General features: G+C 32.6%; 22 protein-coding genes. 4 read left to right on the plus strand and 18 right to left on the minus strand.

The window, feature by feature from the left end; all coding sequences use genetic code 11:
* The first annotated feature begins 107 nt into the window (after positions 1 to 107).
* The gene (locus MUA21_RS08235) at positions 108 to 662 is read left to right on the plus strand and encodes a 3'-5' exonuclease (protein ID WP_046207960.1); all 555 of its coding nucleotides are present in this window, start codon (positions 108 to 110) and stop codon (positions 660 to 662) included.
* A gap of 38 nt (positions 663 to 700) precedes the next feature.
* On the opposite strand, the gene dinB is transcribed toward MUA21_RS08235, so the two are convergent.
* The 7 genes from dinB to gatC form a co-directional block, all read right to left on the minus strand.
* The gene (gene dinB / locus MUA21_RS08240; protein ID WP_262561050.1) at positions 701 to 1,771 is read right to left on the minus strand and encodes a DNA polymerase IV; all 1,071 of its coding nucleotides are present in this window, start codon (positions 1,769 to 1,771) and stop codon (positions 701 to 703) included.
* Between the two features lie 197 nt (positions 1,772 to 1,968).
* Complete coding sequence (locus MUA21_RS08245; protein ID WP_107525765.1) at positions 1,969 to 2,523, minus strand: DUF3267 domain-containing protein; 555 nt, start codon at positions 2,521 to 2,523, stop codon at positions 1,969 to 1,971.
* Positions 2,524 to 2,727: 204 nt separating this feature from the next.
* Complete coding sequence (gene rlmD, locus MUA21_RS08250; protein WP_107525766.1) at positions 2,728 to 4,089, minus strand: 23S rRNA (uracil(1939)-C(5))-methyltransferase RlmD; 1,362 nt, start codon at positions 4,087 to 4,089, stop codon at positions 2,728 to 2,730.
* Between the two features lie 137 nt (positions 4,090 to 4,226).
* Entirely contained in the window at positions 4,227 to 5,144 is a 918-nt protein-coding gene (locus MUA21_RS08255; RefSeq protein ID WP_107525767.1) for a diacylglycerol kinase, read from the minus strand.
* A 446-nt stretch (positions 5,145 to 5,590) separates the two neighbouring features.
* Positions 5,591 to 7,018 carry an Asp-tRNA(Asn)/Glu-tRNA(Gln) amidotransferase subunit GatB gene (gene gatB, locus MUA21_RS08260; RefSeq protein WP_046207965.1) on the minus strand — a complete coding sequence of 476 codons (1,428 nt, stop codon included), beginning with the start codon at positions 7,016 to 7,018 and terminating at the stop codon, positions 5,591 to 5,593.
* 12 nt (positions 7,019 to 7,030) lie between these two features.
* The gene (gene gatA, locus MUA21_RS08265) at positions 7,031 to 8,488 is read right to left on the minus strand and encodes an Asp-tRNA(Asn)/Glu-tRNA(Gln) amidotransferase subunit GatA (protein ID WP_046207966.1); all 1,458 of its coding nucleotides are present in this window, start codon (positions 8,486 to 8,488) and stop codon (positions 7,031 to 7,033) included.
* 1 nt (position 8,489) lies between these two features.
* Positions 8,490 to 8,792 (minus strand): Asp-tRNA(Asn)/Glu-tRNA(Gln) amidotransferase subunit GatC, encoded by a 303-nt coding sequence (gene gatC / locus MUA21_RS08270; protein ID WP_019469599.1) that lies wholly within the window; start codon positions 8,790 to 8,792, stop codon positions 8,490 to 8,492.
* Between the two features lie 381 nt (positions 8,793 to 9,173).
* Between gatC and putP the strand changes: the two genes are divergently transcribed.
* Positions 9,174 to 10,709, plus strand: coding sequence for a sodium/proline symporter PutP (gene putP, locus MUA21_RS08275; RefSeq protein WP_046207967.1), 1,536 nt, complete (start codon positions 9,174 to 9,176; stop codon positions 10,707 to 10,709).
* 98 nt (positions 10,710 to 10,807) lie between these two features.
* Here the strand turns inward: putP and MUA21_RS08280 are convergent, their stop codons facing one another.
* The 10 genes from MUA21_RS08280 to MUA21_RS08325 all read right to left on the minus strand — a co-directional run bounded on the left by MUA21_RS08280 (position 10,808) and on the right by MUA21_RS08325 (position 22,367).
* Entirely contained in the window at positions 10,808 to 12,019 is a 1,212-nt protein-coding gene (locus MUA21_RS08280) for a CamS family sex pheromone protein (RefSeq protein ID WP_262561051.1), read from the minus strand.
* Positions 12,020 to 12,031: 12 nt separating this feature from the next.
* Entirely contained in the window at positions 12,032 to 14,035 is a 2,004-nt protein-coding gene (gene ligA / locus MUA21_RS08285) for an NAD-dependent DNA ligase LigA (RefSeq protein ID WP_107525769.1), read from the minus strand.
* A 3-nt stretch (positions 14,036 to 14,038) separates the two neighbouring features.
* Entirely contained in the window at positions 14,039 to 16,243 is a 2,205-nt protein-coding gene (pcrA, locus tag MUA21_RS08290) for a DNA helicase PcrA (RefSeq protein WP_046207970.1), read from the minus strand.
* Complete coding sequence (gene pcrB / locus MUA21_RS08295) at positions 16,240 to 16,932, minus strand: heptaprenylglyceryl phosphate synthase (RefSeq protein WP_070039287.1); 693 nt, start codon at positions 16,930 to 16,932, stop codon at positions 16,240 to 16,242. Before pcrB ends, pcrA begins: the two co-directional genes overlap by 4 nt.
* Positions 16,933 to 17,228: 296 nt before the next feature.
* The gene (locus MUA21_RS08300) at positions 17,229 to 17,531 is read right to left on the minus strand and encodes a YerC/YecD family TrpR-related protein (RefSeq protein WP_046207972.1); all 303 of its coding nucleotides are present in this window, start codon (positions 17,529 to 17,531) and stop codon (positions 17,229 to 17,231) included.
* 85 nt (positions 17,532 to 17,616) lie between these two features.
* A complete protein-coding gene (purB, locus tag MUA21_RS08305; RefSeq protein ID WP_064209727.1) occupies positions 17,617 to 18,912 on the minus strand; it encodes an adenylosuccinate lyase in 1,296 nt (431 codons plus the stop codon).
* A 326-nt stretch (positions 18,913 to 19,238) separates the two neighbouring features.
* Positions 19,239 to 19,424, minus strand: a complete 186-nt coding sequence (locus tag MUA21_RS08310; RefSeq protein WP_046207974.1) for an NETI motif-containing protein — start codon at positions 19,422 to 19,424, stop codon at positions 19,239 to 19,241.
* Positions 19,421 to 19,999: a DUF2179 domain-containing protein gene (locus MUA21_RS08315; protein ID WP_019469590.1), complete on the minus strand. Its 579-nt coding sequence runs from the start codon at positions 19,997 to 19,999 to the stop codon at positions 19,421 to 19,423. The genes MUA21_RS08310 and MUA21_RS08315 overlap by 4 nt, the downstream gene beginning before the upstream one ends.
* 69 nt (positions 20,000 to 20,068) lie before the next feature.
* Positions 20,069 to 20,905 (minus strand): NAD(+) synthase, encoded by an 837-nt coding sequence (gene nadE, locus MUA21_RS08320; RefSeq protein WP_262561052.1) that lies wholly within the window; start codon positions 20,903 to 20,905, stop codon positions 20,069 to 20,071.
* Positions 20,898 to 22,367, minus strand: a complete 1,470-nt coding sequence (locus MUA21_RS08325) for a nicotinate phosphoribosyltransferase (protein ID WP_262561053.1) — start codon at positions 22,365 to 22,367, stop codon at positions 20,898 to 20,900. The genes nadE and MUA21_RS08325 overlap by 8 nt, the downstream gene beginning before the upstream one ends.
* A 240-nt stretch (positions 22,368 to 22,607) precedes the next feature.
* On the opposite strand from MUA21_RS08325, the gene MUA21_RS08330 reads away from it, so the two are divergent.
* Together MUA21_RS08330 and MUA21_RS08335 are read left to right on the plus strand one after the other, a co-directional pair.
* Positions 22,608 to 23,675, plus strand: a complete 1,068-nt coding sequence (locus MUA21_RS08330) for a nitric oxide synthase oxygenase (RefSeq protein WP_107525773.1) — start codon at positions 22,608 to 22,610, stop codon at positions 23,673 to 23,675.
* A 33-nt stretch (positions 23,676 to 23,708) separates the two neighbouring features.
* Positions 23,709 to 24,518 (plus strand): prephenate dehydratase, encoded by an 810-nt coding sequence (locus MUA21_RS08335; protein ID WP_262561054.1) that lies wholly within the window; start codon positions 23,709 to 23,711, stop codon positions 24,516 to 24,518.
* A 96-nt stretch (positions 24,519 to 24,614) separates the two neighbouring features.
* Here MUA21_RS08335 and MUA21_RS08340 read toward each other — a convergent pair whose 3' ends face one another.
* Positions 24,615 to 26,168, minus strand: coding sequence for an SLC13 family permease (locus MUA21_RS08340; protein ID WP_046207979.1), 1,554 nt, complete (start codon positions 26,166 to 26,168; stop codon positions 24,615 to 24,617).
* Between the last annotated feature and the right edge of the window lie 6 nt (positions 26,169 to 26,174).

The following is a 26,174-nucleotide window of genomic DNA, read 5'->3' on the forward strand; positions in this document are numbered from 1 at the left end:
GACTAGCAGATGCAACTATTTGTTTCATTGAGTTTTACTCACTTGACTTCGAAAAGAGAATTATATAAAGTCATAACATATTCTATAAGAGAAAGGATTCTTGCTTGATGACAGCCAATGCTTATATTGCTTTAGATTTTGAAACTGCAAATGGAAAAAGAACGAGTATATGTTCAGTGGGAATGGTCAAAGTGATCAATCATCAAATTACAGAATCTTTTTACACACTAGTTAATCCAAATGACTATTTTTCAAAACAAAACATTGCAGTTCATGGTATTAATCCAAATGATGTGAAAGATGCGCCGACATTTGAATCAGTATATCCATATATGATGCAATTCATTGATGGTTTACCAGTAGTTGCTCATAACGCAGCCTTTGATATGAATGTGTTGTATGACAGCATTAAACAAATTGGACAAGAAACACCAACAATTACTTATTTTTGTTCACTACAACTGTCTAGAAAAACAATAAATAGTCATCGTTATGGGTTGAGCCACATGATGCATTATTACAATCTAGATTTTCATGGTCATCACGATGCTTTAAATGATGCGAAAGCATGTGCAATGATTACCTTTCGACTATTACAACACTATGATGATTTAAACAGTATGTTATCAATATTTGGTAAACAGTTAAAAGATAAAGATTAATGGATTTAAAATCAGTCTATATTACCTTTGTATTTTACTTAAATATAGTCGTAAATTGTCATATTTTCATAGGTCGCCTTTTCTAGGTTACCCACTGTCACACCAACCAATCTAATTGGTGTTTCTGAATCTTTTAGTTCAGTATATAAACTATAAGCAATATTATAAATATCCGTCTCATTTCTTACTGGATCTCTCAAACTTCTTTGTTTTGACAAGGTTTCAAATTTAAAAGTTTTAATTTTAACAGTAACGGTTTTGCCAGATTTTTGAATTCTGGCTAAGCGTTCAGCTGTTTTATGACTTAATTCCCATATTTTTTGCAGAATTTGATCATCATCGTTAATATCGGTTGTGAAAGTACGTTCTGTTCCGACGGATTTTCTAATTCTTGTAGCTTTCACTTCATTATTGTCTATACCTCTTGCCTTATTGTACAATCCATAACCGCGTTTTCCAAAAAGACGAATTAATTCACGTTCACTTTGATTATACAAATCTTGACCATTATAAATTTTATGTTCATGCATTTTTTCTTTTGAAGCTTTACCCACCCCTGGAAAATCTCCAATATCTAATCCCATTAAAATATCGTGTACATTTTTATAATCAATAATAGTTAGACCATTAGGCTTATTCATACCACTCGCTAACTTCGCCAAAAATTTATTGTATGAGACACCTGCAGAGGATGTTAACTTAGTTGCTTCGTATATATCTCTGCGAATATATTGTGCAATCATAGACGCCGGTAAATCAGGTCGCACTAAATGCGTAATATCTAAATAAGCCTCATCTAATGACAATGGTTCGACAATTTCAGTATAACTTTTAAAAATATTCATAATTGTATTTGAAGCTTCTTTATAGGCTTCAAATCTAGGTGATACATAAAAACCATTCGGACATAATTTATGAGCTTGTGCGGTGGGCATTGCAGAATGAACACCATATTTTCTTGCCTCATAAGAAGCTGTTGACACCACGCCTCTACCACTTGCCTTTCCACCGACGATGACTGGCTTCCCTTCCAAATTTGGATTATCTCTTATTTCTACTTGAGCAAAGAAATAGTCCATATCTATATGAATAATCCTTCTTTCTGACAATGCACACACCTCCCTTTTAAAATTCATATTATGATGCTTTTGATATTTATCTTACAATCTAAATGATTTTGTTACATAATATATGCTCATAACAAAAAAACATACAAAAAAGAGTTAGCTAACCACTTTTTAACACGCAATGATCCATAAAAGCAACTGCGTATATAGTAGTAATACTAACTCAGATTAATTATTTTTTATGATTTTGGTTCAGTTTGCAATTCATTTGAAGGGTTTTTTGTATAATATTTAATACCATCCTCAGTGTCTTCTATCACTTCAACCTTGTCATTTAATACGCCGGAAAGTAAATATAAATCCATAACACAATAGCCAATGTGGAAACTTGCTATAAATATGATAGATGAATAAGGCGTAATAAAAAATACGATAAATAAAATGGATGATATAATAATTAAAGGGGCTAACATAATCAAGCTATATTGCCATTTTTTAAAATAAACTTGTGGCATATGTGACTTTACCAAACCATATTTAACTCGATAAATTGGTTTTTGACCTTTTGATAAAATGCGAAACATTAAGTTATGAATCAATTCATGTATGAAATAAACAATTGTAAAACCTAAAATACCATAGATTAAATTAAATAAAATATTTTGCTCTATAACTGAAGCAAATAAATAAGCAAATTTATACGATAGCAATATACTAATCATTACTATTGTCAATTGGAATAGTAAAAATCCTTCTAATAACTTTTTATTAGAAAACAACTCAATTTTAAACATTAGCAACCCTCCAAATGCTTTGTTGTTACCTAGAGTATACAATGATTTTATCCACTTAGAAAGAGCTATTGAACAAAGTTAATGACTTGTAATTGAATTTTAACAAATCTTCTTAGAATGAAATAAACTGCAATACTGAGTAAATAACAAGTTAATTAACTTTACACAATGTTTATTGAATAACACTTATCTATTAAGCTATTTTTAAATACGGTTGAATTGTGCAACCGTTTCAACATGTGTTGTATGTGGAAACATATCTACTGGTGTAATTTTCGTTAGTTTGTAATGTTGCGCTAAATATTGCGCATCACGTTGCTGTGTAGATGGATTACATGAAATATAGACAATTTTTCTTGGATTTAATTCTAATAATGTTTGTAAAAATGTTTCATCACAGCCTTTTCTAGGTGGGTCAACCATCACTACATCTGGTTTAATTCCTTGTGATTTCCATTTTAATATAACCTCTTCTGCCTTACCACAGACAAAAGTAGTATTTTCAAATTGGTTTATAGTCGCATTTTGTTGTGCATCTTCAATGGCTTCTGGCACGACTTCTACTCCATAAACATGTTTTGCTTTTGGTGCCATATATAAACCTATTGTTCCAATACCACAATATGTATCCAGGACAATATCATCTTGATTTAAGTTTGCATATTCAATCGCAAGCTGATACAATTTTTCAGTTTGTATCGAATTAATTTGATAAAAAGATTGATCGCTTATTTTAAAAGTAACGTCTGATAGTTTATCATTAATTGTTGTCTCACCATATAAGGTATTAGACTCGGCTCCTAATATCACATTGGAATGTGTATTGTTGATATTATGTTTAATACTCGTGATTTCAGGAAATGTATCAATTAATTTTTGTACAAGTAAATCACTTTGTTTAAACTTCCTGCCATTTGTCACAAAAATAACCATTAATTCTCTTGAATGGTGTCCAGTACGTATAACAACATGTCTCATAAGCCCTTGTTTTTTTTGTTCATTATAAACACTAATATTTAATTCGTTAAACCAAACTTTAAGTCGGTTCATAACTTTTTGATGCAATTGGTCTTGAATTAAACATGTTTCCATATCTATAATATCGTGACTTCTTTGTCTATAAAAACCTGAGATAATCTCTCCTTCTTTATTCTTTCCAACGGGTATTTGTGATTTATTTCGATAATACCAGGGGTTTTCCATACCAACTGTTTCATTAATTATCGTTTCTTTAAAATCTGCTTTTCGATGAAACAAATTAACCACTTGTTCTTTCTTCATATTCAATTGAGCTTGGTATGTCATATGTTGTAATTGACAGCCCCCGCATTTGTAATAATATACACAGGGTGGCTCGATACGTTCATTACTTTGTTCTTTAACTTCTATTAATTTACCTATCGCAAAATTCTTTTTTACTTTGATCACTTTAAATTTAATCGTTTCATCTATTAAACTATTAGGAACAAACACAGGATAACGGTCTAACTTTACAACGCCATGTCCTTCATGTGTTAAATCAATTACGCGTCCTTCTATAATTTCATTTTTTTGTATTATGCTCATTTTGTCACCCCATATAAAAGAGGTTAGGCTATTTGTAGTTTTACCTAACCTCGTTGTCTATTAACATTTTGGAAGATTCATTTTATCTTATTCATTAATCTCGTTCACGATGATGCTTTATTTTAATATATTGTCTATTATTGCTCAACTAACTCCTCGTTTTTAATATCGTTTGGTGTATAGACTTCAATATGCTGTTTTAAATTCAAAAAGTTTCCAGGCAACTTGCCACCATATTCACCATCCACATTCAATTGCAGATCTATAAATGAAGAAATATTAATCGATTTGGCTTTTTTATAATGTACTTTAGGATGTTTAATATGTTCACCTCGAGATGCAAGCGTCATAATATGTCCTAATTCTGCTAAATTAGCTTTTTCAACTATAATCAAGGTAAAATAGCCATCATCTAATTTGGCATCAGGCACTAACTTTTCAAATCCTGCCATAGAGTTGGTCAAACCTAATAAAAATAAGAGCGCCTCTCCTTGGAAAACCTCTTCATCATATTCGATACGTAAATCAACAGCTTTCATCTGAGGCAACATTTCAAATCCTTTAATATAATATGCAAAAGGGCCGACAATTGATTTTAATCTACTTGGTGTCTCATAAGATACCTGTGTTAATTGTCCACCTGCAGCTAAATTAATGAAGTATCTACTGTTCATTTTTCCGATATCAACGCGTGTTGAATGACCTTCAATAATGACATCTATCGCGCTCATAATATCATTAGGTAAGTGCAAAGCTCGCCCAAAATCATTTACAGTTCCCATTGGGATTATGCCAATCTTAGGTCTATTCGGATGTTCTGCTATGCCATTGATGACTTCATTGAGTGTCCCATCACCACCTGCAGCTATTAAAACATCATAATCTTGTGTTAAACAACGCTTCGCCTCAGTGGTAGCATCTCCAATTTTTTCAGTCGCATAGGCACTCGTTTCAAAACCGGCCTTTTCTAATTTTATTAACACATCTGGTAATGTTCGCTTAAACAATTCTTTACCAGATGTTGGGTTATAAATGATTCTAGCTCGTTTTCTCATATTTTATCCCTCAACTTTTTATACTCAGTATATATATTAAATGATTTAGTTAAATGATAAAAGCATTTAGGCTATTTTTAAAAAGAAAATATAATATACTACTCAATATTAAAGTTCTTGAAACATCCATACCTATGCTTAAAACATAAGCATTAATCCATAATTAAGAATTGCTATCACATTAAAATTTTAAAGTTTTGATTGTGCTACATTTTACATGAATATACATTATCCTCATTTGCTCCTTTTAAATGATCCTCTTGGCGTCAATAATTGCCAAAATCGCTTAAAAAAGATGATAATGATATATTCCTGAATGTTACACTAACAAAAAACGCCAATTTCTATAGTTGTAATAGAAATTGACGTTTATTTTTTTTTTAAGATGCTTCAGTCTCAGGTTTTTCTTTAATTAGATTAAAACTGTTTAAAAATAAATGATGATGTTATCTTTTATCTAATTCTTGTTTTAATAATTGGTTCACTAATTGTGGGTTAGCTTGACCTTTGGAAGCTTTCATAATTTGACCAACTAAGAAGCCCATAGCTTTACCCTTACCATTTTGATAATCTTCAACGGATTGTGGATTGTTGTCTAACGCTTCATTTACAAATTTAAGCAGTGTTGCTTCATCAGAGATTTGAACTAAGCCTTTATCTTCCATAATTTGTTTGGCATCTCCACCATTTTCAGCTAGTTCTGGGAAAACTTTTTTAGCGATTTTACTACTCATTGTGCCATCTTCAATCAACTTAATCATACCTGCAAGATTTTGTGGTGTAAGTTTAGTATCTAATAATTCTATTTGATGTTTATTTAAATACTCATTAACGCCGCCCATTAACCAGTTTGAAGTTAATTTTACATCTGCACCTTCAGCTACTGCACCTTCAAAGAAATCAGACATTTCTTTTGTCAATGTAATCACATGTGCATCATATGCTGGTAAACCAAATTGATTGACGTATTTATCTTTTCTTTCATCTGGTAATTCAGGTATTGTTTGACGTACGCGTTCTTTCCATTCATCATCAACATATAAAGGCACAATATCTGGTTCTGGGAAGTAACGGTAATCATCAGAACCTTCTTTTACACGCATAAGATTCGTTTTACCTGTAGCTTCATCAAAACGTCTCGTTTCTTGTAAAATCTCTCCGCCGTTCAATAATTCTTCTTCTTGACGTTTTTCTTCATATTCTAACCCTTTACGAACATAAGTAAATGAGTTTAAATTTTTCAATTCTGCTTTTGTTCCAAATTCTTCTTGACCATATGGTCGTAAAGAAATATTAGCATCACAACGCAATGATCCTTCTTCCATTTTACAATCAGAGACACCAGTATATTGTATGATTGAACGCAATTTTTCTAAGTATGCATACGCCTCTTGTGGTGAGCGAATATCTGGTTCAGATACAATTTCAATCAATGGTGTACCTTGTCTATTTAAGTCAACTAGTGAATAACCATCCTTATGCGTTGACTTACCAGCATCTTCTTCCATGTGTAAACGTGTGATACCTATACGTTTCGTTTCACCATCTACTTCAATATCAATATAACCATTTTCACCAATTGGCTGATCAAATTGTGAAATTTGATATGCTTTAGGATTATCTGGATAGAAATAGTTTTTACGATCAAATTTTGATTCTGTTGCAATATCCATATTTAATGCCATTGATGCTCTCATCGCCCAATCAACCGCACGTCTATTGACAACCGGTAATACACCAGGGTAAGCCAAATCAATGACGTTTGTGTTTGAGTTAGGTTTTGCTCCGAAATGTGCTGGTGATGGAGAAAACATTTTAGATTCTGTTTTTAACTCAACATGGACCTCTAGTCCAATAACTGTTTCAAAATGCATGATTTCCACTCCTTATAAATTTTCGTATTCATTATGCAAATTAAATTTTGTTTCATATTGGAAAGCGACACGATATAATGTTTTCTCATCAAATGGTTTACCAATAAATTGCAAACCAATTGGACGTCCATTCGCTTTACCGCAAGGAATAGATATACCTGGCAAACCAGCTAAGTTAACTGGTGTTGTTAGTAAGTCATTCGCATACATTGTAAGTGGATCATCGATTTCTTCACCTATATTAAATGCAGTTGTTGGTGTTGTTGGTCCTACTACAACATCATAGTTATCAAAAATACGATCGAAATCATTTTTAATTAATGTTCTAACTTTTTGTGATTTTTTGTAGAACGCATCATAGTAACCCGAACTTAACGCAAATGTACCAAGGAAAATACGACGCTTAACTTCTTCACCAAATCCTTCACTTCTTGACATTTTATATAATTCTTCAAGTGAATTTGCTTCTGGTGAATGATAACCGTATCTGATACCATCAAAACGCGATAAATTTGATGATGCTTCAGATGATGCGATTACATAATAAGAAGGAATGCCATATTTTGTGTTTGGTAATGAAACTTCTTCTACTGTAGCACCTAGTTCTTTCAATGTTTCAACAGCGTTTTTCACAGATGCTTTCACTTCGTCAGATATACCTTCGCCAAGATATTCTTTTGGTAATGCTACTTTAAGTCCTTGAATATCTTTACCAATATCAGATGTAAAGTCTGCATCTTCTACTGGTGCACTTGTACTATCATTTTCATCTAAACCAGTGATTGCTTCTAATACTAAAGCATTGTCCTTAACATTGCGTGTTAACGGTCCGATTTGGTCTAATGAAGACGCAAACGCTACCAAACCAAAACGTGATACACGACCATAAGTTGGTTTTAAGCCTACGATTCCACAATAAGCTGCAGGTTGACGAATTGAACCACCAGTATCAGAGCCTAAACTAAAAGGAACTAATCCTGCTGCAACTGCTGCTGCAGAACCACCAGATGAACCACCAGGAACAGCTGTGTGATCAAATGGATTTAACGTTTTTTTAAAATAAGAAGTTTCTGTAGAACCTCCCATTGCAAATTCATCCATGTTTAATTTTCCAATTAAAACCGCTTGTTCGTTGCGTAATTTATTCATAACTGTGGATTCATAGATAGGTACAAATCCTTCTAGCATTTTACTAGCACATGTTGTTTCTACACCTTCAGTAATAATATTATCTTTAATTCCCATTGGAATACCAAAAAGTTTGCCTTCCATTTGGTCCTTGGCTTGTAACTCATCTAATTCTTGTGCTTTTTTAATAGCATTATCTTTATCTAATGCAAGAAATGATTTGATTGTTGGATCAGTTTCTTCAATTGCATCGTAGATATCGTTTACTACTTGTGAAGGTTTAATTTCTTTGTTTTTTATTAATGTAATTAAATTTTCCACAGATTCATAACGGATGGTCATCTTAAGCGTCCTCCTCATTCATGATAGATGGCACCTTGAATTGTCCATCTTCCGTCTCTTTAGCATTTTTTAATGCAAGCTCTTGAGGAATGCCCTCGATTGCTTTGTCTTCTCTTAACACGTTTTGTAAATCTAATACATGATAAGTTGGCTCAATTGAGCTAGTGTCTGCTGTATCTATATGATTAGCAAAATTTAAAATACTTTCTAATGTATCTTGCATTTCAATTGTTTCTTCTTCTGATATTTGAAGTCTAGCTAAATTAGCAATATGCTCTACCTCTTCACGTGTAACTTTAGCCATTAAATAAAAGCCTCCTTTTTACTCATTCATTATAAAATTGTATCAAAATTCCAAGCAAAAATCTAAACTTTTCACCAATAACAATAAATAACCCGGTTTATTTTAATTCCTTTTGCTCAACCTTTTGGAATTATGTGACTTAAATATATTTTGAACATAATCTACTTAAGTATCACAGCATTTATATCAATCATTGCATAATAAACCATATTATTTATAAATAGTGTAATATTATTTCATTTAATGTAAGCATTTTCATTTTTGTCATTGAGCTAGTTATTTTGAAATACAAAAAATATTTCTACTCTATTTATAAATTTCATTGTATAATAATTCATGTAACACAATTTAATATTCTGGGGATAAGGGAGTTGAAGTATTATGTTTATTCTAGGCACATCTTTAGCGAATCAAGTTCACGCTACTTGGCAAACGTATATCATGATTATTATTTATTTTATCATTTTATTAGTTATTGGCTATTACGGTTATAAGCAATCCACAGGTAATTTAAGTGAATTTATGCTTGGAGGTAGAAGTATTGGCCCTTATGTAACTGCCCTATCAGCAGGTGCATCTGATATGAGTGGATGGATGATTATGGGGCTTCCTGGATCTGTATATAGTACTGGATTATCTGCAATGTGGATTACAATTGGTTTATCGCTTGGCGCTTATGTTAACTATTTTGTAGTCGCACCTCGACTTCGTATTTATACTGAAATTGCAGGAGATGCTATTACCTTACCAGATTTTTTTAAAAATCGACTCAACGACCGCAAAAATTACATAAAAATAATTTCAGGTCTAATCATCGTTGTGTTTTTTACTTTATATACACATTCTGGGTTTGTATCTGGTGGTAAATTATTTGAAAGTGCTTTTGGCTTGAACTATCATTGGGGGCTTATCATTGTTGCAGCAATCGTTATTTTTTATACGTTTTTTGGTGGATATTTAGCTGTATCCATTACAGATTTCTTTCAAGGTGTAATTATGTTAATTGCTATGGTCATGGTCCCTATCGTAGCACTTATAAAACTTAACGGTTTGGATACATTTAGTGAGGTAGCAGCAATGAAACCTACCAATATGGACTTGTTTAAAGGGACTACATTTTTAGGTATTATTTCCTTATTTGCCTGGGGTTTAGGTTATTTTGGACAACCACATATCATCGTTCGTTTTATGTCCATTAAAACACATAAACTTTTACCAAAAGCTAGACGTTTAGGTATAAGCTGGATGGTTGTAGGGCTCTTAGGTGCAGTTGCTGTAGGGTTAACAGGTATCGCATTTATACCTCAATACCATATTAAAATGGAAGATCCAGAGACACTATTTATCATTATGAGCCAAATTTTATTCCATCCACTCGTTGGTGGATTCTTATTAGCAGCTATATTGGCAGCTATCATGAGCACAATTTCATCTCAGTTATTAGTAACTTCTAGTTCACTGACTGAAGATTTTTATAAACTTATTCGCGGTGAATCGAAAGCAAAAACACACGAAAAAGAGTTTGTAATGATAGGAAGACTATCTGTTTTACTAGTAGCAATTATTGCAATTTGGATTGCTTGGTCTCCAAATGATACAATTTTAAACCTTGTAGGTAATGCTTGGGCAGGGTTTGGCGCGGCATTTAGTCCGTTAGTAATCTTCTCACTTTACTGGAAGGGTTTGTCTCACGCTGGTGCTTTGAGCGGTATGATTACCGGTGCTTTAGTCGTTATTGTATGGATTGCTTGGATTAAACCATTAGCATCAATAAATGAAATCTTCGGTATGTATGAAATAATTCCTGGTTTCCTAGCTAGTGTGATCGTTACTTATCTAGTAAGTAAAATTACGAAAAAGCCCGGTGAGTTTGTAAATAACGATTTAAATAAAGTAAAAGAGATTGTCAAAGAATAATCGTATAATAACTCTCTCACTATAAATTAACACATTAAAAGCCACACTTGTAATACATATCTTGATTACAAGTGTGGCTTTTAATGTGTATATGCTTATTAATTATTGTTTTTATAAATATGGACTTGTGGGTCTTTGTCATCTTTAGTTTTACTGATTAAAGCTTTTCCCTTGTTACCATCTTTTATACGAATTTCATATTCGTCAATATCATCAAAGTATTTCTCTGCTTGTTCAGTGATATATTGTGTGATACCAATTGTTTCTGCTTCGCCATAATAATCAATCGGTACATCAACAGTTAGTTGCTTCGCTTTTTTATTATCAAATTTAACTGTCCCTACTGCTTGAGTAAAGTTATTAAAATACGTCTGTAAATCATCATTAAATTGTTTGAAATTATTATTTAGATTTTCATCAATTTTACTTGCTTCATCAGAAGGTAACAATGCTGTTGTTTGATTAATATCTTTCCATTCATTAATACGTGTCTTACCATCTTCAACTGTCGTACCAGCAATAAACTCTCCTGGTACAATTGAATTTTCGCCAGTTTGTTTATAAATTGCAAAGTGTATAGGTATGTCTTTCAAAGCTTTATTTTCTCTGACTCTTGACAAAATTTCGCCTGCCATTTGCTTTCCTTGCTTCTTAATTTCTTTATCATCTAAATCTTTACTATAGGTCTCGCCATCTTTTTCTTTTTGATAGTAATACGTACTATTCATTGCTAGCCCAATGGTCATACCTTTAATTTTCTTCCCTTTAGTATCACCACTCGCATAAAAATCCTGTTCCAAAATATTAGAAAGATATGCAGGTGAATCTTCCGCAATTTTTTCTGGATCTGTTTCACCATTATGTGATGGATTTAAACCTAAATTCTCATTCGCTTTCTTTTCTTTTCGTTCATCTTCATCCATTGCATCTACTTCTGATTTGGTATATTTCGGGTCTAAATAAGCGTTAATCGTATCTTTATCTAAGTATTGACCATCTTGATATAAATAATCGTCAGTTGGAAAAACTTCTTTACTCAATTCTAAAAGCCCGTTTTCAAAATCTTCACCGTTATAACTATTTGCCATATTATCTTGTAATAAACCACGTGCTTGACTTTCTTTAAATGGTAAAATCGTTCTATAATTATTGCCTTGAACATTTTTATCGGTGGCAATTTCTTTAACTGAACCTGATTTTTCTTGCTGCTTATTGTCATTAGATTGTTCTTTACTTTTTTCATTATCCTCATTTCCACATGCTGATAATAGAAAAATTGCTGAGATGAATAGTATAATCGTTCTTTTCATGCATTATCTCCTCTATCCCTCTATTTCTTTTTGTTTCTGGACAAAGTCATCTTCTGTCCAAACTTCTGTACCAAATTGTTCAGCTTTTGTAAGTTTTGAACCAGCGTCTTCTCCAGCAATTACTAAATCTGTCTTTTTTGTAACACTGTTTGTAACTTTAGCACCTTGAATCTCTAACCATTTTGAAGCTTCATTTCTTGTCATTTGATATAACTTTCCAGTTAAAACAATGGTCTTATTAATAAATTCTGGATGTCCTTCTAACTCTGTTGTGTTGACACCTTTATAAGTCATATTAACATGTGTTTTCTTTAATTTATTAATAAGTGCACGGATATCTTCATTTTCTAAATAAGTGACTAATGATTGTGCTAATTTTTGACCAACATCATAGATTTCAATCAATGACTCTTCTGTAACATTAAACAAATCATCCATGGTTCCATATTTTTCAGCAATGACTTGGCTCGCTTTGACACCTAAGTGTCTAATTCCTAAACCAAATAGCAAATGTTCTAATGAGTTTGATTTAGCATCTTCAATCGCATTTAATAGATTGTTTACTTTCTTTTCACCCATTCGCTCTAATGGTAGCAAATCGTCTTTAGTTAAGTAAAATATATCAGCAACATCTTTTATTTTTTCATTTTCATAAAGTTGTTGAATAATTTTAGTACCTAAACCATCTATATTCATTGCTTGTCGTGATACAAAATGAATCATACCTTCAACAAGTTGTGCTTGGCATTTTGGATTGATACATCTTAAAGCCACTTCTCCTTCAATTCTTACAAGTTCATGACTACAACTAGGGCAATGTGTAGGCATGTGATAAACTTCAGCATTTTGTGGTCGACGATCTAATACGCTTTTTATGACTTCTGGTATAATGTCTCCCGCCTTCTTAATTACAACACTATCACCAATTCGAATATCTTTTTCATGTATTAGATCTTCATTATGTAAAGAAGCTCTAGAAACTGTAGTGCCCGCTACTTTAACTGGTTCAAGTATAGCCGTAGGTGTAACGACGCCTGTTCTACCAATACTCAGTTCAATATCTAATAAATCTGTTATGACTTCTTCAGCAGGAAACTTATACGCAATTGCCCAACGAGGAGATTTTTGTGTATAGCCAAGCTCATCTTGCTGGTCTAAATCATTTACTTTGATAACAATGCCGTCGATATCATAAGGTAACTGTTCACGTGCTTCAGTCCATTTTTCAATATAATCGAATACTTCTTCTATAGTTTGGACACGTTCTCTTTCTTTATTTGTTTTAAAACCTAATTTATCTAATTCATCTAAAGCTTCGCTTTGTGTATGTGCATGAAATTGTGTAAAGTCATTTACGCTATATAAGAAAACACTTAACTTTCTCTTTGCTGCAAGTTTGGAATCTAATTGTCGAAGTGAACCAGCAGCTGCATTTCTTGGATTGGCAAAAGGTTGCTCATCATTTTGTGCTTTAGCTTCATTTAAATCAAAAAATGATTTTCTGGGCATGTATGCTTCACCACGAACTTCAAATGTTCTAGCTTCATTAATCTTTAATGGTATTGCATGTATCGTTCTTAAGTTTTCGGTGATATCTTCACCCGTAGTACCGTCACCACGCGTCAAACCTTGTACAAATTTACCATTCTCGTATTTGAGAGAGACTGCTAAACCATCTATTTTCAATTCGCACATGTATTCCACATGATTAATTTGTTCACGTATACGCTGGTCAAATTTTTTTAAATCTTCTTTATTAAAAGCATTCCCTAAACTTAGCATCGGTGTATCATGATTCACTTTTTCAAAAGTTGATTGAGCTGAGCCACCTACTCTTACTGTAGGTGAATCAGCTGTTCGATATTCTGGGTTGTTCGCCTCAATATCTATCAATTCATGTAAAAGTTTATCGTATTCACTGTCTGGTACTGAAGGGTTGTCTTGTACATAATATTCATAACTATATTGATTTAGTAATTGATGTAATACATCGACACGCGATTGTAAGTCAGCCACGCTTTATTCCCCTTTCTTTTCAATAGGTGCAAATTGAGCAAGCAAACGTTTAGGTCCTTCAGATTTAAAGATAATATCTAATTCAACCGAACCATTTTTTTCATTAACATTACTTACCATACCTTCGCCCCATGATTTATGAATAACTTTGTCACCAACATGCCAATCCGTCGATTGTTGTGCTTTTTTCGAGGATGTCACACGTTTACTATATCCTCTTTTTTCAGGTTGTTTGGTTGCAGATTTAAATCGATTTCCTTGTGCAGTTGCTCGTGATTTATTTTCGTTTTCTAATAAATCTTCAGGTATTTCATTTAAGAATCTTGAAGCCATATTTGACTGCGGTCTTCCAAAAAGCATTCTTGATGTCGCATGCGTTAAATATAACGTTTCTTCAGCACGTGTAATCGCTACATAACAAATTCTTCTTTCTTCTTGCATTTCATGATCATCATCACTTTTTATCGCCCTTATATGTGGAAATAATGATTCTTCCATGCCCATAATAAATACAATAGGAAACTCTAATCCTTTGGCTGAGTGCATTGTCATCAACGTTATGCCATCATCTATTTGCGCTTCGTCTATATCAGCAACTAAAGATAAATCTGTTAAAAAATTGATTAACGACTGTTCTTCTAATGGCGTGTTTTCTTCGTAGTCTTTAGGGACTGACATAAATTCATCTATATTTTCTAACCTACTTCTTGATTCTAATGTTTGTTCTCGTTCCAACATCTCACGGTAACCTGATTTCACCAATACTTCTTCAACGATTTCTGTAATCTCTAAAAATTCTTGTTGTTTAATTAAGTTCTGTATCATGTCATAAAATGAAATACATGCTTGTGTTACTTTTTTAGATAAGCCTATAAAGTCTACTTCTGCTAGTGCATCAAACATACTTATCTCGTTTTGAGCAGCATATGCCTGAATTTTATCTACTGTCGATGGACCTACGCCACGTTTTGGTACATTGATTACACGACGTAAACTGATATCATCATTGCTATTGGCTATTATTCTCAAATAGCTAAGTAGATCTTTAATTTCTTTACGATCATAGAATTTTTGACCACCAACCATTGTGTATGGAATATTAGATTTCATAAATGTCTCTTCCAACACACGAGACTGAGCATTGGTACGGTATAAGATAGCCATATCTTTATATTTTTTTCCATTACGTTGTTGTTTCATAATTTCCTTAACTACATATTCCGCTTCGTCTCTCTCAGTAGTAGCTTCATAATAGTGAATTTTTTCTCCAGATGTATTACCTGTCCATAATCCTTTAGGTTTACGCTCTGAATTATTTTTGATTACTTCGTTAGCTGCATTTAATATATTTTTAGTTGAGCGATAATTTTGTTCTAAAAATATCGTTTTAGCTTCAGGATAATCTTCTTCAAAGGAAAGTATGTTTTGAATATCAGCACCACGCCAACCATAAATAGATTGATCAGAATCACCAACTACACATAAATTTTTAAATTTAGATGCTAAGAGATTTACTAATGTATATTGTGCTTTGTTTGTATCTTGGTACTCATCGACATGAATGTATTGGAATTTATTTTGATAAAATTCTAACACATCTGGCACACGTTCAAATAATCGAATTGTAACCATGATTAAATCATCAAAATCCAACGCTTCATTTCTTGATAACTGTCTTTGATATCCTTTATACACTGTAGCAACCATTTGTTCATGATATGTTTCAGCATCTTTTTGTGCATCCTCTGGTGTTTTCAATTCATTTTTCAAATTACTTATAGCACCTATAAACATTCTTGGTTCAAACTTTTTACTATCTATATTTTCATTTTTCAACACATCTTTGATAACTGATTTTTGGTCAGTAGGATCAATTATAGTAAAATTACGTTCAATACCAATTCTATCCGCATCTCTTCTCAGTATTCTTACACACATTGAGTGAAATGTTGACATCCATATAACTTGAGCCGGTTCTCCTACTAAAGCTTCCACACGTGCTTTCATTTCTTTTGCTGCCTTGTTTGTAAAAGTAATCGCTAGAATGTTGTATGGGGATACGTCCTTTTCATCAAGCAAGTAAGCTATACGATGAGTTAAAACACGTGTTTTGCCTGAACCCGCACCCGCCATAATAAGTAATGGTCCTTCTGTAGTGCGTACTGCTAAACTTTGTTCATCATTCATCTTATTTACTAATGCATTCATTTATGTGACTCCTTTATCTTAACTGTTTTTAATGCGTTTTTAATGTCTTTATAAACAATATCACCAACGATAATCGTATCAGCAATCGAAGCCATTTCTTCAGCTTCTTCTTGATTACTAATGCCACCACCATAAAATAATTGTGTATCACTTAACATATTTGCAGCTGTCTTTACCTTTTCAACTTCTCCGTATGCACCACTATATTCAAGGTACATAACTGGTAATTTATACATTTCATTAATCATTTGAGCATATGCTTCGATATCTTCATCTGTTAAATTTGTTTCAGCTTGTGTAACTTGTGCTACTTTGCTTTCAGGATTCATGACAACATATCCTTCAAAAACAACTTCTTCAAAATCTATGACATGTCCAAATGATTTCAATGCTTCTAAAAGTACACCGTTATGATATTTTACATCTGTACTATTCAATACAGTCGGTACAAAATAAAAGTCAAAACCAGGCATAACACTTTCGATATTGGAAATTTCGAAAACGAGAGGTAAAGGATATCTTCTCACCCTACTCATCAATTGAATAACATTATCTTCAGTAACATCATCTGTGCCACCTATCATAATTGCATCGGTTTGAGACATACATACCGCATCTAAATCATCGTCAGAAATCGACTTAGCAGGATCTAATTTAAAAATATGTTTCCATTTTTTAATGTCATACATGATATGTTACTCCTTTTTTTAGCATACTTTTGATTATATCATTTTTAACCACTGAGTTCTAAAACGATATAGGATTTTATATTGAATTCTAACATGACATATCAATGGTAGATTAATCATGTTTCTCATTAAATATATTCAAAATTTTTCAGAAAAATAACCGCTTCGTATCTATTTTATCAATACACTTTAAATTAACAACATAAAAAGCTGTCAGCAAAGAAAGTTTCTTTACTAACAGCTTTACTAATGAAATCATTAAAATTACACTTCGCTACAGTATATAGAATTGTTAATTAATCGGCCGTTTCAATATTCATGCGGTCTAGAATCATTGTGTAAGCATCATTTCCCCATTGTAAAGATCTCTTAACACGAGAAATCGTTGCAGTTGAAGCACCAGACTCTTGTTCAATCGTCGCATAAGTATATCCTTGCTTAATCATTTTTGCGACTTGCAATCGTTGAGATAACGATTGAATCTCATTTACTGTACATAAATCGTCAAAGAATTGGTAACATTCTTCTCTGTTTTCTAATGTAAGAATTGCATCAAATAATTCATCTAATGCTTTTCCTCTTAATTTTTCTATTTGCATTAAAAACAACCCCTGTACTTTCATTTTAATCTTAATTCAACGTGCTAATACATTAAAGTGTAACGATTTCATAAATAAATTTCAATTATTCTAATCCTGCACGTTTAAAAATCGTATCAACTTGGTTTAAATGGTGTTTTGGATTGAAACATTCATCTAATTCTTCAGTGCTCAATAAATCTGTAATAGATGAATCTTGTTCAATTAATGTTCTAAATGGTGTTTTTGTTTCCCAAGACTCCATCGCTTTTGGCTGTACTTTATCATATGCTGCTTCACGTGCTAAACCTTTATTTATCAATGCTAATAATACACGTTGCGAATAAATAAGACCAAAAGTTTTATCGATATTTGCTAACATATTATCTTCAAATACAGTAAGTCTTTCTACAATATTTGTAAATCTATTTAACCCGTAATCTAAAGCTATCGTTACATCTGGCAGCATGATTCTTTCTGCAGATGAATGTGAAATATCTCTTTCATGCCATAAAGCTACATTTTCATATGCAGTTGTAATGTATCCTCTGATAACACGAGCAATACCAGTAATATTTTCTGAGCCAATTGGATTACGTTTGTGTGGCATCGCTGACGAACCTTTTTGGCCTTTAGCAAAAGCTTCTTCAACTTCTCTTGTTTCAGTTTTTTGTAAGTTGCGTATTTCCACTGCAAATTTTTCCATAGAAGTACTTATCAACGCTAAAGTAGCTATATAATATGCGTGTCGGTCACGTTGTAACGTCTGAGTAGAAACAGCGGCTGTATCTAAACCTAAATTTTCACAGACATGCGCTTCAATTTCAGGTGGGATGTTTGCAAAAGTCCCTACTGCACCACTCATTTTACCAACTTCTATTTCTTTTCTCACACGCTTAAAACGCTCTAAATTACGTTTCATTTCTGTATACCATAATGCCATTTTGACACCAAATGTTGTTGGTTCCGCATGTACACCATGAGTTCGTCCCATCATTAAAGTATATTTATAATTTTTAGCTTTTTGTGCTAAAACATCAATAAATCTTTCTAAATCTTTTTCAATAATATCGTTTGCTTGTTTAATGACATAACTTAATGCCGTATCAACTACATCAGTTGATGTTAACCCGTAGTGTACCCATTTACGCTCTTCACCTAATGTCTCTGATACTTGTCTTGTAAATGCAACGACATCGTGTCGTGTTTCTTCCTCAATTTCTTTTGCGCGGTTAACATCAACCTTTGCATTCTGACGAATTTTCAATACATCTTCAGCAGGTATATCTCCTAATTTACTCCAAGCTTCACATGCTAGTATTTCTACTTCTAACCAAGCTTCATAGCGATTTTGATCCGTCCAAATATTTGACATTTCTTCTCTAGAATAACGTTCTATCATTAAAATAAGCTCCTATCTTGCGTAAGTTTTAGTTCACAAACTCCAAAACATGTACATTCTATCAAAAAATACAATTAAAGTTCGTGTTTATTCTTGTCACTATTAGTTTAACAGAATTGATCATAAATGTATAAGTCTTTTCTATCTTCTTTATAGAAATTTTAACACGTTTTATCAAAAGCCGTGCATAAAAACCTTATTCTCCTCAAGATTTATCATTTTATATTAATTTGCGATTATATGATAAAAAAATCGTTGACCTGAGATTTCTATCTCTGCCAACGATTACATTTATATATCTAACACTAAGTATCTGTTTTAAACGATTATTCTATTAATTTTCCAACAAATTGAATTTCTTGCCTGTATACTTCATATTTACCATCTTTATTTTCTTTATAAATTGGTTTTTCAAAGCGTTTAATAGGCATATATCCAGCATCTCGCATACGTTGCAAACAAGCTTGTATCGTTTCGTTTTCTTCTACTTTAAACTTTTGCTGCTTTTTCATATACTTTCCACTTTATCTGGATCATATTGTTTAAGTTTCTTGCTACGCACACCTTTAACCCAAAAACCACCGTGAATTGTTCTTGGTTCATATGCGATGATAAACGCTTTTTCATCAATTTGCTTAATGGTTTCTATCAATTTCAGCTCAAAACGTCTTGGTGTTAAAATTTGTAAAATTAACCTCGTACCATCTCTACCATAAGCAGTATTATGTGTAACACCATAACCTAAATCCCTCAATTGCTTTGGTAAATCTAATTCATATTCAGATGAAGTAACATTCACAACTGTATAGCCAAGCGCTAATTTCTCTTCAATTTTCATTCCTACAATAATACCGATTGAAAACCCAAATGCATATGCAAAGACATTTTGAATTTGATCTAAACTAGACATAACCATTCCCAAACCGATAACGTATACTAAAACTTCTAAGAAACTTACCACTGCTGCAACATAACGATAACCTTTGAGTGTTAAAATCGTTCTCATTGTCAAACAAGTTACATAAGCAACATTAATAATAAAAATAGCTAAAACCATTAACCATGGATTAGAAGTAATTACTGACATGTTCATTTCCCTTTCTTTCTCATTAAATTCAAATTATTTTATCAGTAACTTATTATTTTGTCACTAAAATCATTCGAAATCTGTTTGATTTTTCGGCCATGTATATCTTGTGTAAGCTAATTCTCTTTTATGTGCATTTTTAATATAATGATTTTCTATGATAGCTTTTGCTTCTTTTGGCACTTCTTTTCCTTCTAAATAATCATCTATACGAGCATAACTAACACCAAGTGCATCTTCATCTGGTAATTGTGGTTTGTTTTCTTCTAAATCAGCAGTTGGTACTTTTTCATATAAATGTGCTGGAGCATCTAAATATGCTAAGATTTGTCGCCCTTGACGTTTATTCAAACCAAATAACGGTGCGATATCTGCTGCACCATCGCCATATTTTGTAAAAAATCCAGTCAAGTTTTCCGCTGAGTGATCAGTACCCACAACAATTCCTTGTTGATTGGATGCAATCGAAAATTGTGCTTTCATACGTTCACGCGCTTTTTCATTCCCTTTTTGGAAATCCGTCAACACAATTCCAGATTCTTTTAGCGATTCTACACTTTGATCTACTGAAGGTTTAATGTTGACTGTAATTGTTCGATCCGGTTGTATAAACTTCAAAGCATCTTCAACTTCATCGGCATCTCTTTGTTCGCCATATGGTAATTTAACTGCAATAAATTGACAATCAATATCTTTTTCTTTTAATTCATTTATCGCAATTTGACATAGCTTGCCAGCTAAAGTCGAATCTTGCCCACCTGAAATACCTAAAACCAATGATTTAATAAATGAATGAGATTGGATATAATTTTTAATAAATTGAATAATATTACGCGTTTCTAATTTGCTATCAATGCTGGGCTTGACTTTCATTTCTCTTACGATAATATCTTGAATTTCACTCATTTTCTTCTTCCATCTCCTTCACATGTTCTGCCACTTCAAATATACGTTTATGTTTATTTTCCCAACATTCTGTACTTAAATCAACTGGGTACTCCTGAGGATTAAGATGACGCTTGTTCTCATCCCATAAGTACGAAAGACTTTTAGTCAAATAGTTTTGTGCTTCCTTTTCATTTGGTAAATCATAAACGAGTTCACCTTCTTTAAAAATATCATGGTGTAACGGCTTGGCTATAAAGGATTTTATAAATTTCATCTTATACGTATGTACAGGATGGAACAATTTAAGCGGAGACTCATCATAAGGATCTTCATGCGCTAACGTGATATAGTCTCCCTCAGCTTTGTTTGTTTTCTTATTAATAATACGATAGACGTTTTTCTTTCCTGGTGTAGTTACCTTTTCTGCATTGTTTGATAGCTTTATTCGGTCTACATAATTGCCTGAAGCATCTTCTACTGCCACAAGTTTGTATACTGCACCTAAGGCAGGCTGATCGTAACCAGTAATTAATTTAGTACCAACACCCCATGAATCAACCTTTGCACCTTGCGATTTCAAGCTTGTAATCGTTTGTTCATCTAAATCATTTGATGCAATAATTTTAGTTTCAGTAAATCCTGCATCATCTAACATGCGACGTGCTTCTTTTGATAAATAAGCGATATCACCAGAATCTAAACGTATACCAACAAAGTTAATTTCATCACCAAGCTCTTTAGCAACTTTTATCGCTGTTGGTACACCAGATTTCAAAGTATGAAAAGTATCAACTAAGAACACGCAATCTTTATGGCGTTCTGCATATTTTTTAAATGCAATATATTCATCACCATAAGTTTGAACCATTGCATGCGCATGCGTTCCTGATACTGGTATGCCAAAAAGTTTTCCAGCGCGCACATTACTCGTTGAATCAAATCCACCAATATATGCTGCTCTTGCACCCCACAAAGCAGCATCTGCTTCTTGTCCACGTCTTGTTCCAAATTCCATTAATGTGTCATTTGGCGCTACTTGTTTTATTCTACTTGCTTTCGTAGTAATTAGCGTGTGAAAATTCACGATATTTAACAACATCGTTTCAATTAATTGTGCTTGGATAAGTGGTGCTTCTACGCTTAATAAAGGTTCATTACCAAAACATAATTCTCCTTCTTGCATAGAACGAATATTACCAGTAAATTTCATATCTTTTAAATATTCTAAAAAGTCTTCTTGATAACCAATGGATTTTAAATATTTAATATCCGATTCTGAAAAATGAAAGTTATTGATATAAGCAATCACTCGTTTCAATCCATTAAACACTGCATATCCGCTGTTGAAAGGCATATTTCTAAAATATAAATCAAATACAGCATTTCTTTCATGAATCCCGTCATTCCAATAACTCTCCGCCATATTTATTTGATATAAATCATTTTGTAATACTAATGTATCATCCTCAAATTGGTACACCGCTATCTCTCCTATCGGCTTTTTCATTAGTTTAACACAAAAAATTAAACGTTTATATCTGAAATGAATTTATCCATATTACTTCAAACATAACGCATCATAATATTAAATATAATTTTGTTATATAATTATTATTTAGTTAGTAGTAAATTCAAAATAGTAGCGACAAAATCATGACAATTCTATAATTAAACATTAAAAATAGAAAAAATACCGTATAATGTGTGCGAGGTGTTTTATATGTTAAATGAAGCTAAATCATTTATTCAAACAATGTATAAAGAATTAAATTATAACGAAAATACTATTTTAAAACGAATTAATCAGATAGAAACACAAATAAACTTAACTGGTACGTATAAACATACTAACGAGGAACTTGTATATGGTGCTAAGATGGCTTGGAGAAATTCAAATCGTTGTATAGGCCGTGCATTCTGGGACTCATTAACCGTCAATGATGCAAGACATATCCAGACTGAACAAGAATTTATAGATGCAATAGAAAATCATATTCAATTCGCTACAAATGGAGGAAAAATAAAACCATGTATCACTATTTTTGATGCTCAACATCCTCCAAAAATATATAATAATCAACTTATCAGATATGCAGGTTATGAAGACGTAGGTGACCCTTCCGAACTAAAAATCACCCAATTAGCCGAACATTTAGGTTGGCAAGGCAAACATACAGATTTTGACATTTTACCTTTAATTTATAAAATTCCTGGTGAATCGTTAAAGTTTTACAATTATCAACCTGAAATGATAAAAGAAGTGCCTATTACCCATGATCATTTTCCAAAATTAGAAAAGCTTGGGCTAAAATGGTATGCCGTACCAATTATATCTAACATGGACTTAAAAATTGGTGGAATCACATATCCAACCGCGCCGTTCAACGGCTGGTACATGGTAAATGAAATTGCGGTGCGAAATTTTACTGATTCATATCGCTACAATTTACTAGAAACCGTTGCAGAAGCTTTTGAATTTGATACACTAAAGAATAATTCTTTTAACAAAGATAGAACCTTAGTCGAATTGAATTATGCAGTATATCATTCTTTTAAAAATGAAGGCGTATCAATGGTTGATCATCTAACTGCGTCAAAACAATTTGAAAGATTTGAAAAAAACGAACGGAAAAATGGAAGAGATGTAACCGGAAAATGGTCTTGGTTAGCACCATCTTTATCTCCAACTTTAGTATCTAATTACCATCATGGGTATAAAAATGAGATGAAAGAACCGAATTTCTTTTATAAAAAACAATCATCTGTTTCTGGGTGTCCTTTCCATTAATTTTTAACACATATATACAAGGGGTAACGTCACATGAAATTATATTATTTAGGTCCAAAAGGAACATTTTCATATTTAGCGGCAAAACAATATCTATCAGAATCTGAGTTCGAATATACGTCTAAATCTAATTTGTATGAAGTCGTTACTGCTGTCTCAGAAGATAATCATAGTATTGCTGTCGTGCCTATCGAAAATTCAATTGAAGGTACAATCAATATTGTTGCCGATGCCTTAACACAACAAAATATTTATGCACAGGGAGAAATACATTTAGATATACAATTTGCTTTATATGGCCCTGAAAATGCAACAGTCAATGATATATCAAAAGTTTATTCAATAAGCCCAGCAATTAGTCAAACGAACCAATATATACAACAACATAAGTTCACATATGATTATGTAGATAGCACGATACAAAGTTTAGAAAAAATAACCAACCAAGTGGGTGCAATCGCACCTTTAGGTAGTGGGGAAACTTATGGCTTTCAACCTATAGAACAAAACATTCAAGACTTCCCTCACAATGTCACACGTTTTTTAGTCGTAAGTAACCAGCCACAACATTCGGACAATGCTAGTGACACAATGTTACTCATTACACCACAATTTGATAAACCAGGCTTACTTGCAAGTATTTTAAACACTTTTGTGCTTTTTAACATCAACTTATCTTGGATTGAGTCTAGACCTTTAAAAACACAGCTGGGCATGTATCATTTTTTCGTCCAAGCAGATACTGGTTTAACAGAAGCGTTATCGAAAGTCATTAAAATCTTGAACACTTTAGATTTTCAAGTTACAATCATTGGATCTTTCAATAAGTTAAATCACGATTAATCAGAAAGTAAAATTCAAAAACTTATCATGATATGATACTTCAAAAATAATAGAGCCTGAGACATTTAATTGTCTCAGGCTCTATGACGCTTTGATTTATTTTAATGGTAATGGTTTGGTAATATCTATACCTAATACTGGTGGTACTAAGAAATAAACTACTAACACAATAACAATAATACTCAACAGGTTAACCCAAAATCCAACTGACGCCATTTTTTTAATGCTAATCCTTCCAGTTCCAAATACAATAGCATTTGGTGGTGTGCCAACTGGTAACATATAAGCACAATTAGCGGCCATAGCAGCAGGTACCATGAGTAGTAGCGGATGTACATTAACTGCAACAGAAAGTGTTGCAAGTATAGGTAAAATCATAGTCGCAGTAGCTGTATTCGAAGTTATTTCTGTTAAAAACAACACAAATATTGTTATGACAAGAACGATAATTAATGGACTAACGCCTTCAATCAACTTTAATTGTTCACCTAACCATTTCGCTAAGCCACTCTCTGAGATACCTTTAGCAAGTGCCAAACCTCCACCAAACAAAATGAGTACGCCCCATGGCAAGTCTTTGGCAACATTCCAATCAATAATTCGCGTATGTTGTTCTTTATTTTTAGCCGGTATTAAAAATAATAATACAGCTATAAACATGGCTATTGTACCGTCTGCCACTTCTGAGGTGAACGACCAATTTTTCAATAAGAATTCTCTACTAATCCATAACAAACTTGCTAATATAAAAATTGCTTGTACCACTTTTTCTTCGTATTTCATCTTTCCTAATTCATCTAATTTTTTCCTAATTAAGTTCTGACCGCCTGGCAGTTCTTTCATATCATGTTTAAATGCAACATAACGTAGATATAACCATACTAAAATCAATAGTACAATTACTGTAGGTACGCCAATGACCATCCATTTAGCAAAGCTTATTTCCTCACCAAATGCAGATTGATATTGGCCTTTAAGGATAATAAGTGGAGGCGTTCCGATCAAAGTTCCTAAACCACCAATGGTTCCTGCATACCCAATGGCTAACACTAGCGATTGTTCAAATTTACTGATGCTTGTAGCATTCATTTCTTCCCCTTTTAAATCATTTGCTTCTTTAATAATCGCTAAACCTATCGGTATCATAATCATCACAGCTGCAGTATTAGAAACAAACATAGATAAGAATCCTGTCGCTATCATAAAACCTAATAAAATCTTTCCAGTACTTGTACCTAGAATACTAATGATTGTTAAGGCAACACGTGTATGTAAATTCCATCTTTCCATAGCAATAGCTAATATAAATCCACCTAAAAATAGAAAAATAATATCATTACCATATTGAGCAGATACTTCTTCTGGGCTAAGTACATGTCCAACAGGCAATAAAATTAATGGCAACAAACTAGTTGCAGCAATTGGTATTGCTTCAGTAATCCACCAAATAGCGATCCAAATAGTAATCGCTAATACAAAAACGCCTTTATACGATAAATTTTCAGGTTCAAAAGTTAACAATGTCAAAATAAATAGTAGTGGCCCTAAAATCAACCCTGTAAGCTGTCCTGCATTATAAGATTTATTTTTTTTAGAAAAAAATGTTAAATACTGCGAACGCCTATATTCCCCTTTGTTTATATTATTCATAATGAT

This window comes from Staphylococcus ureilyticus, from assembly GCF_025558845.1.
Lineage (GTDB): Bacteria > Bacillota > Bacilli > Staphylococcales > Staphylococcaceae > Staphylococcus > Staphylococcus ureilyticus.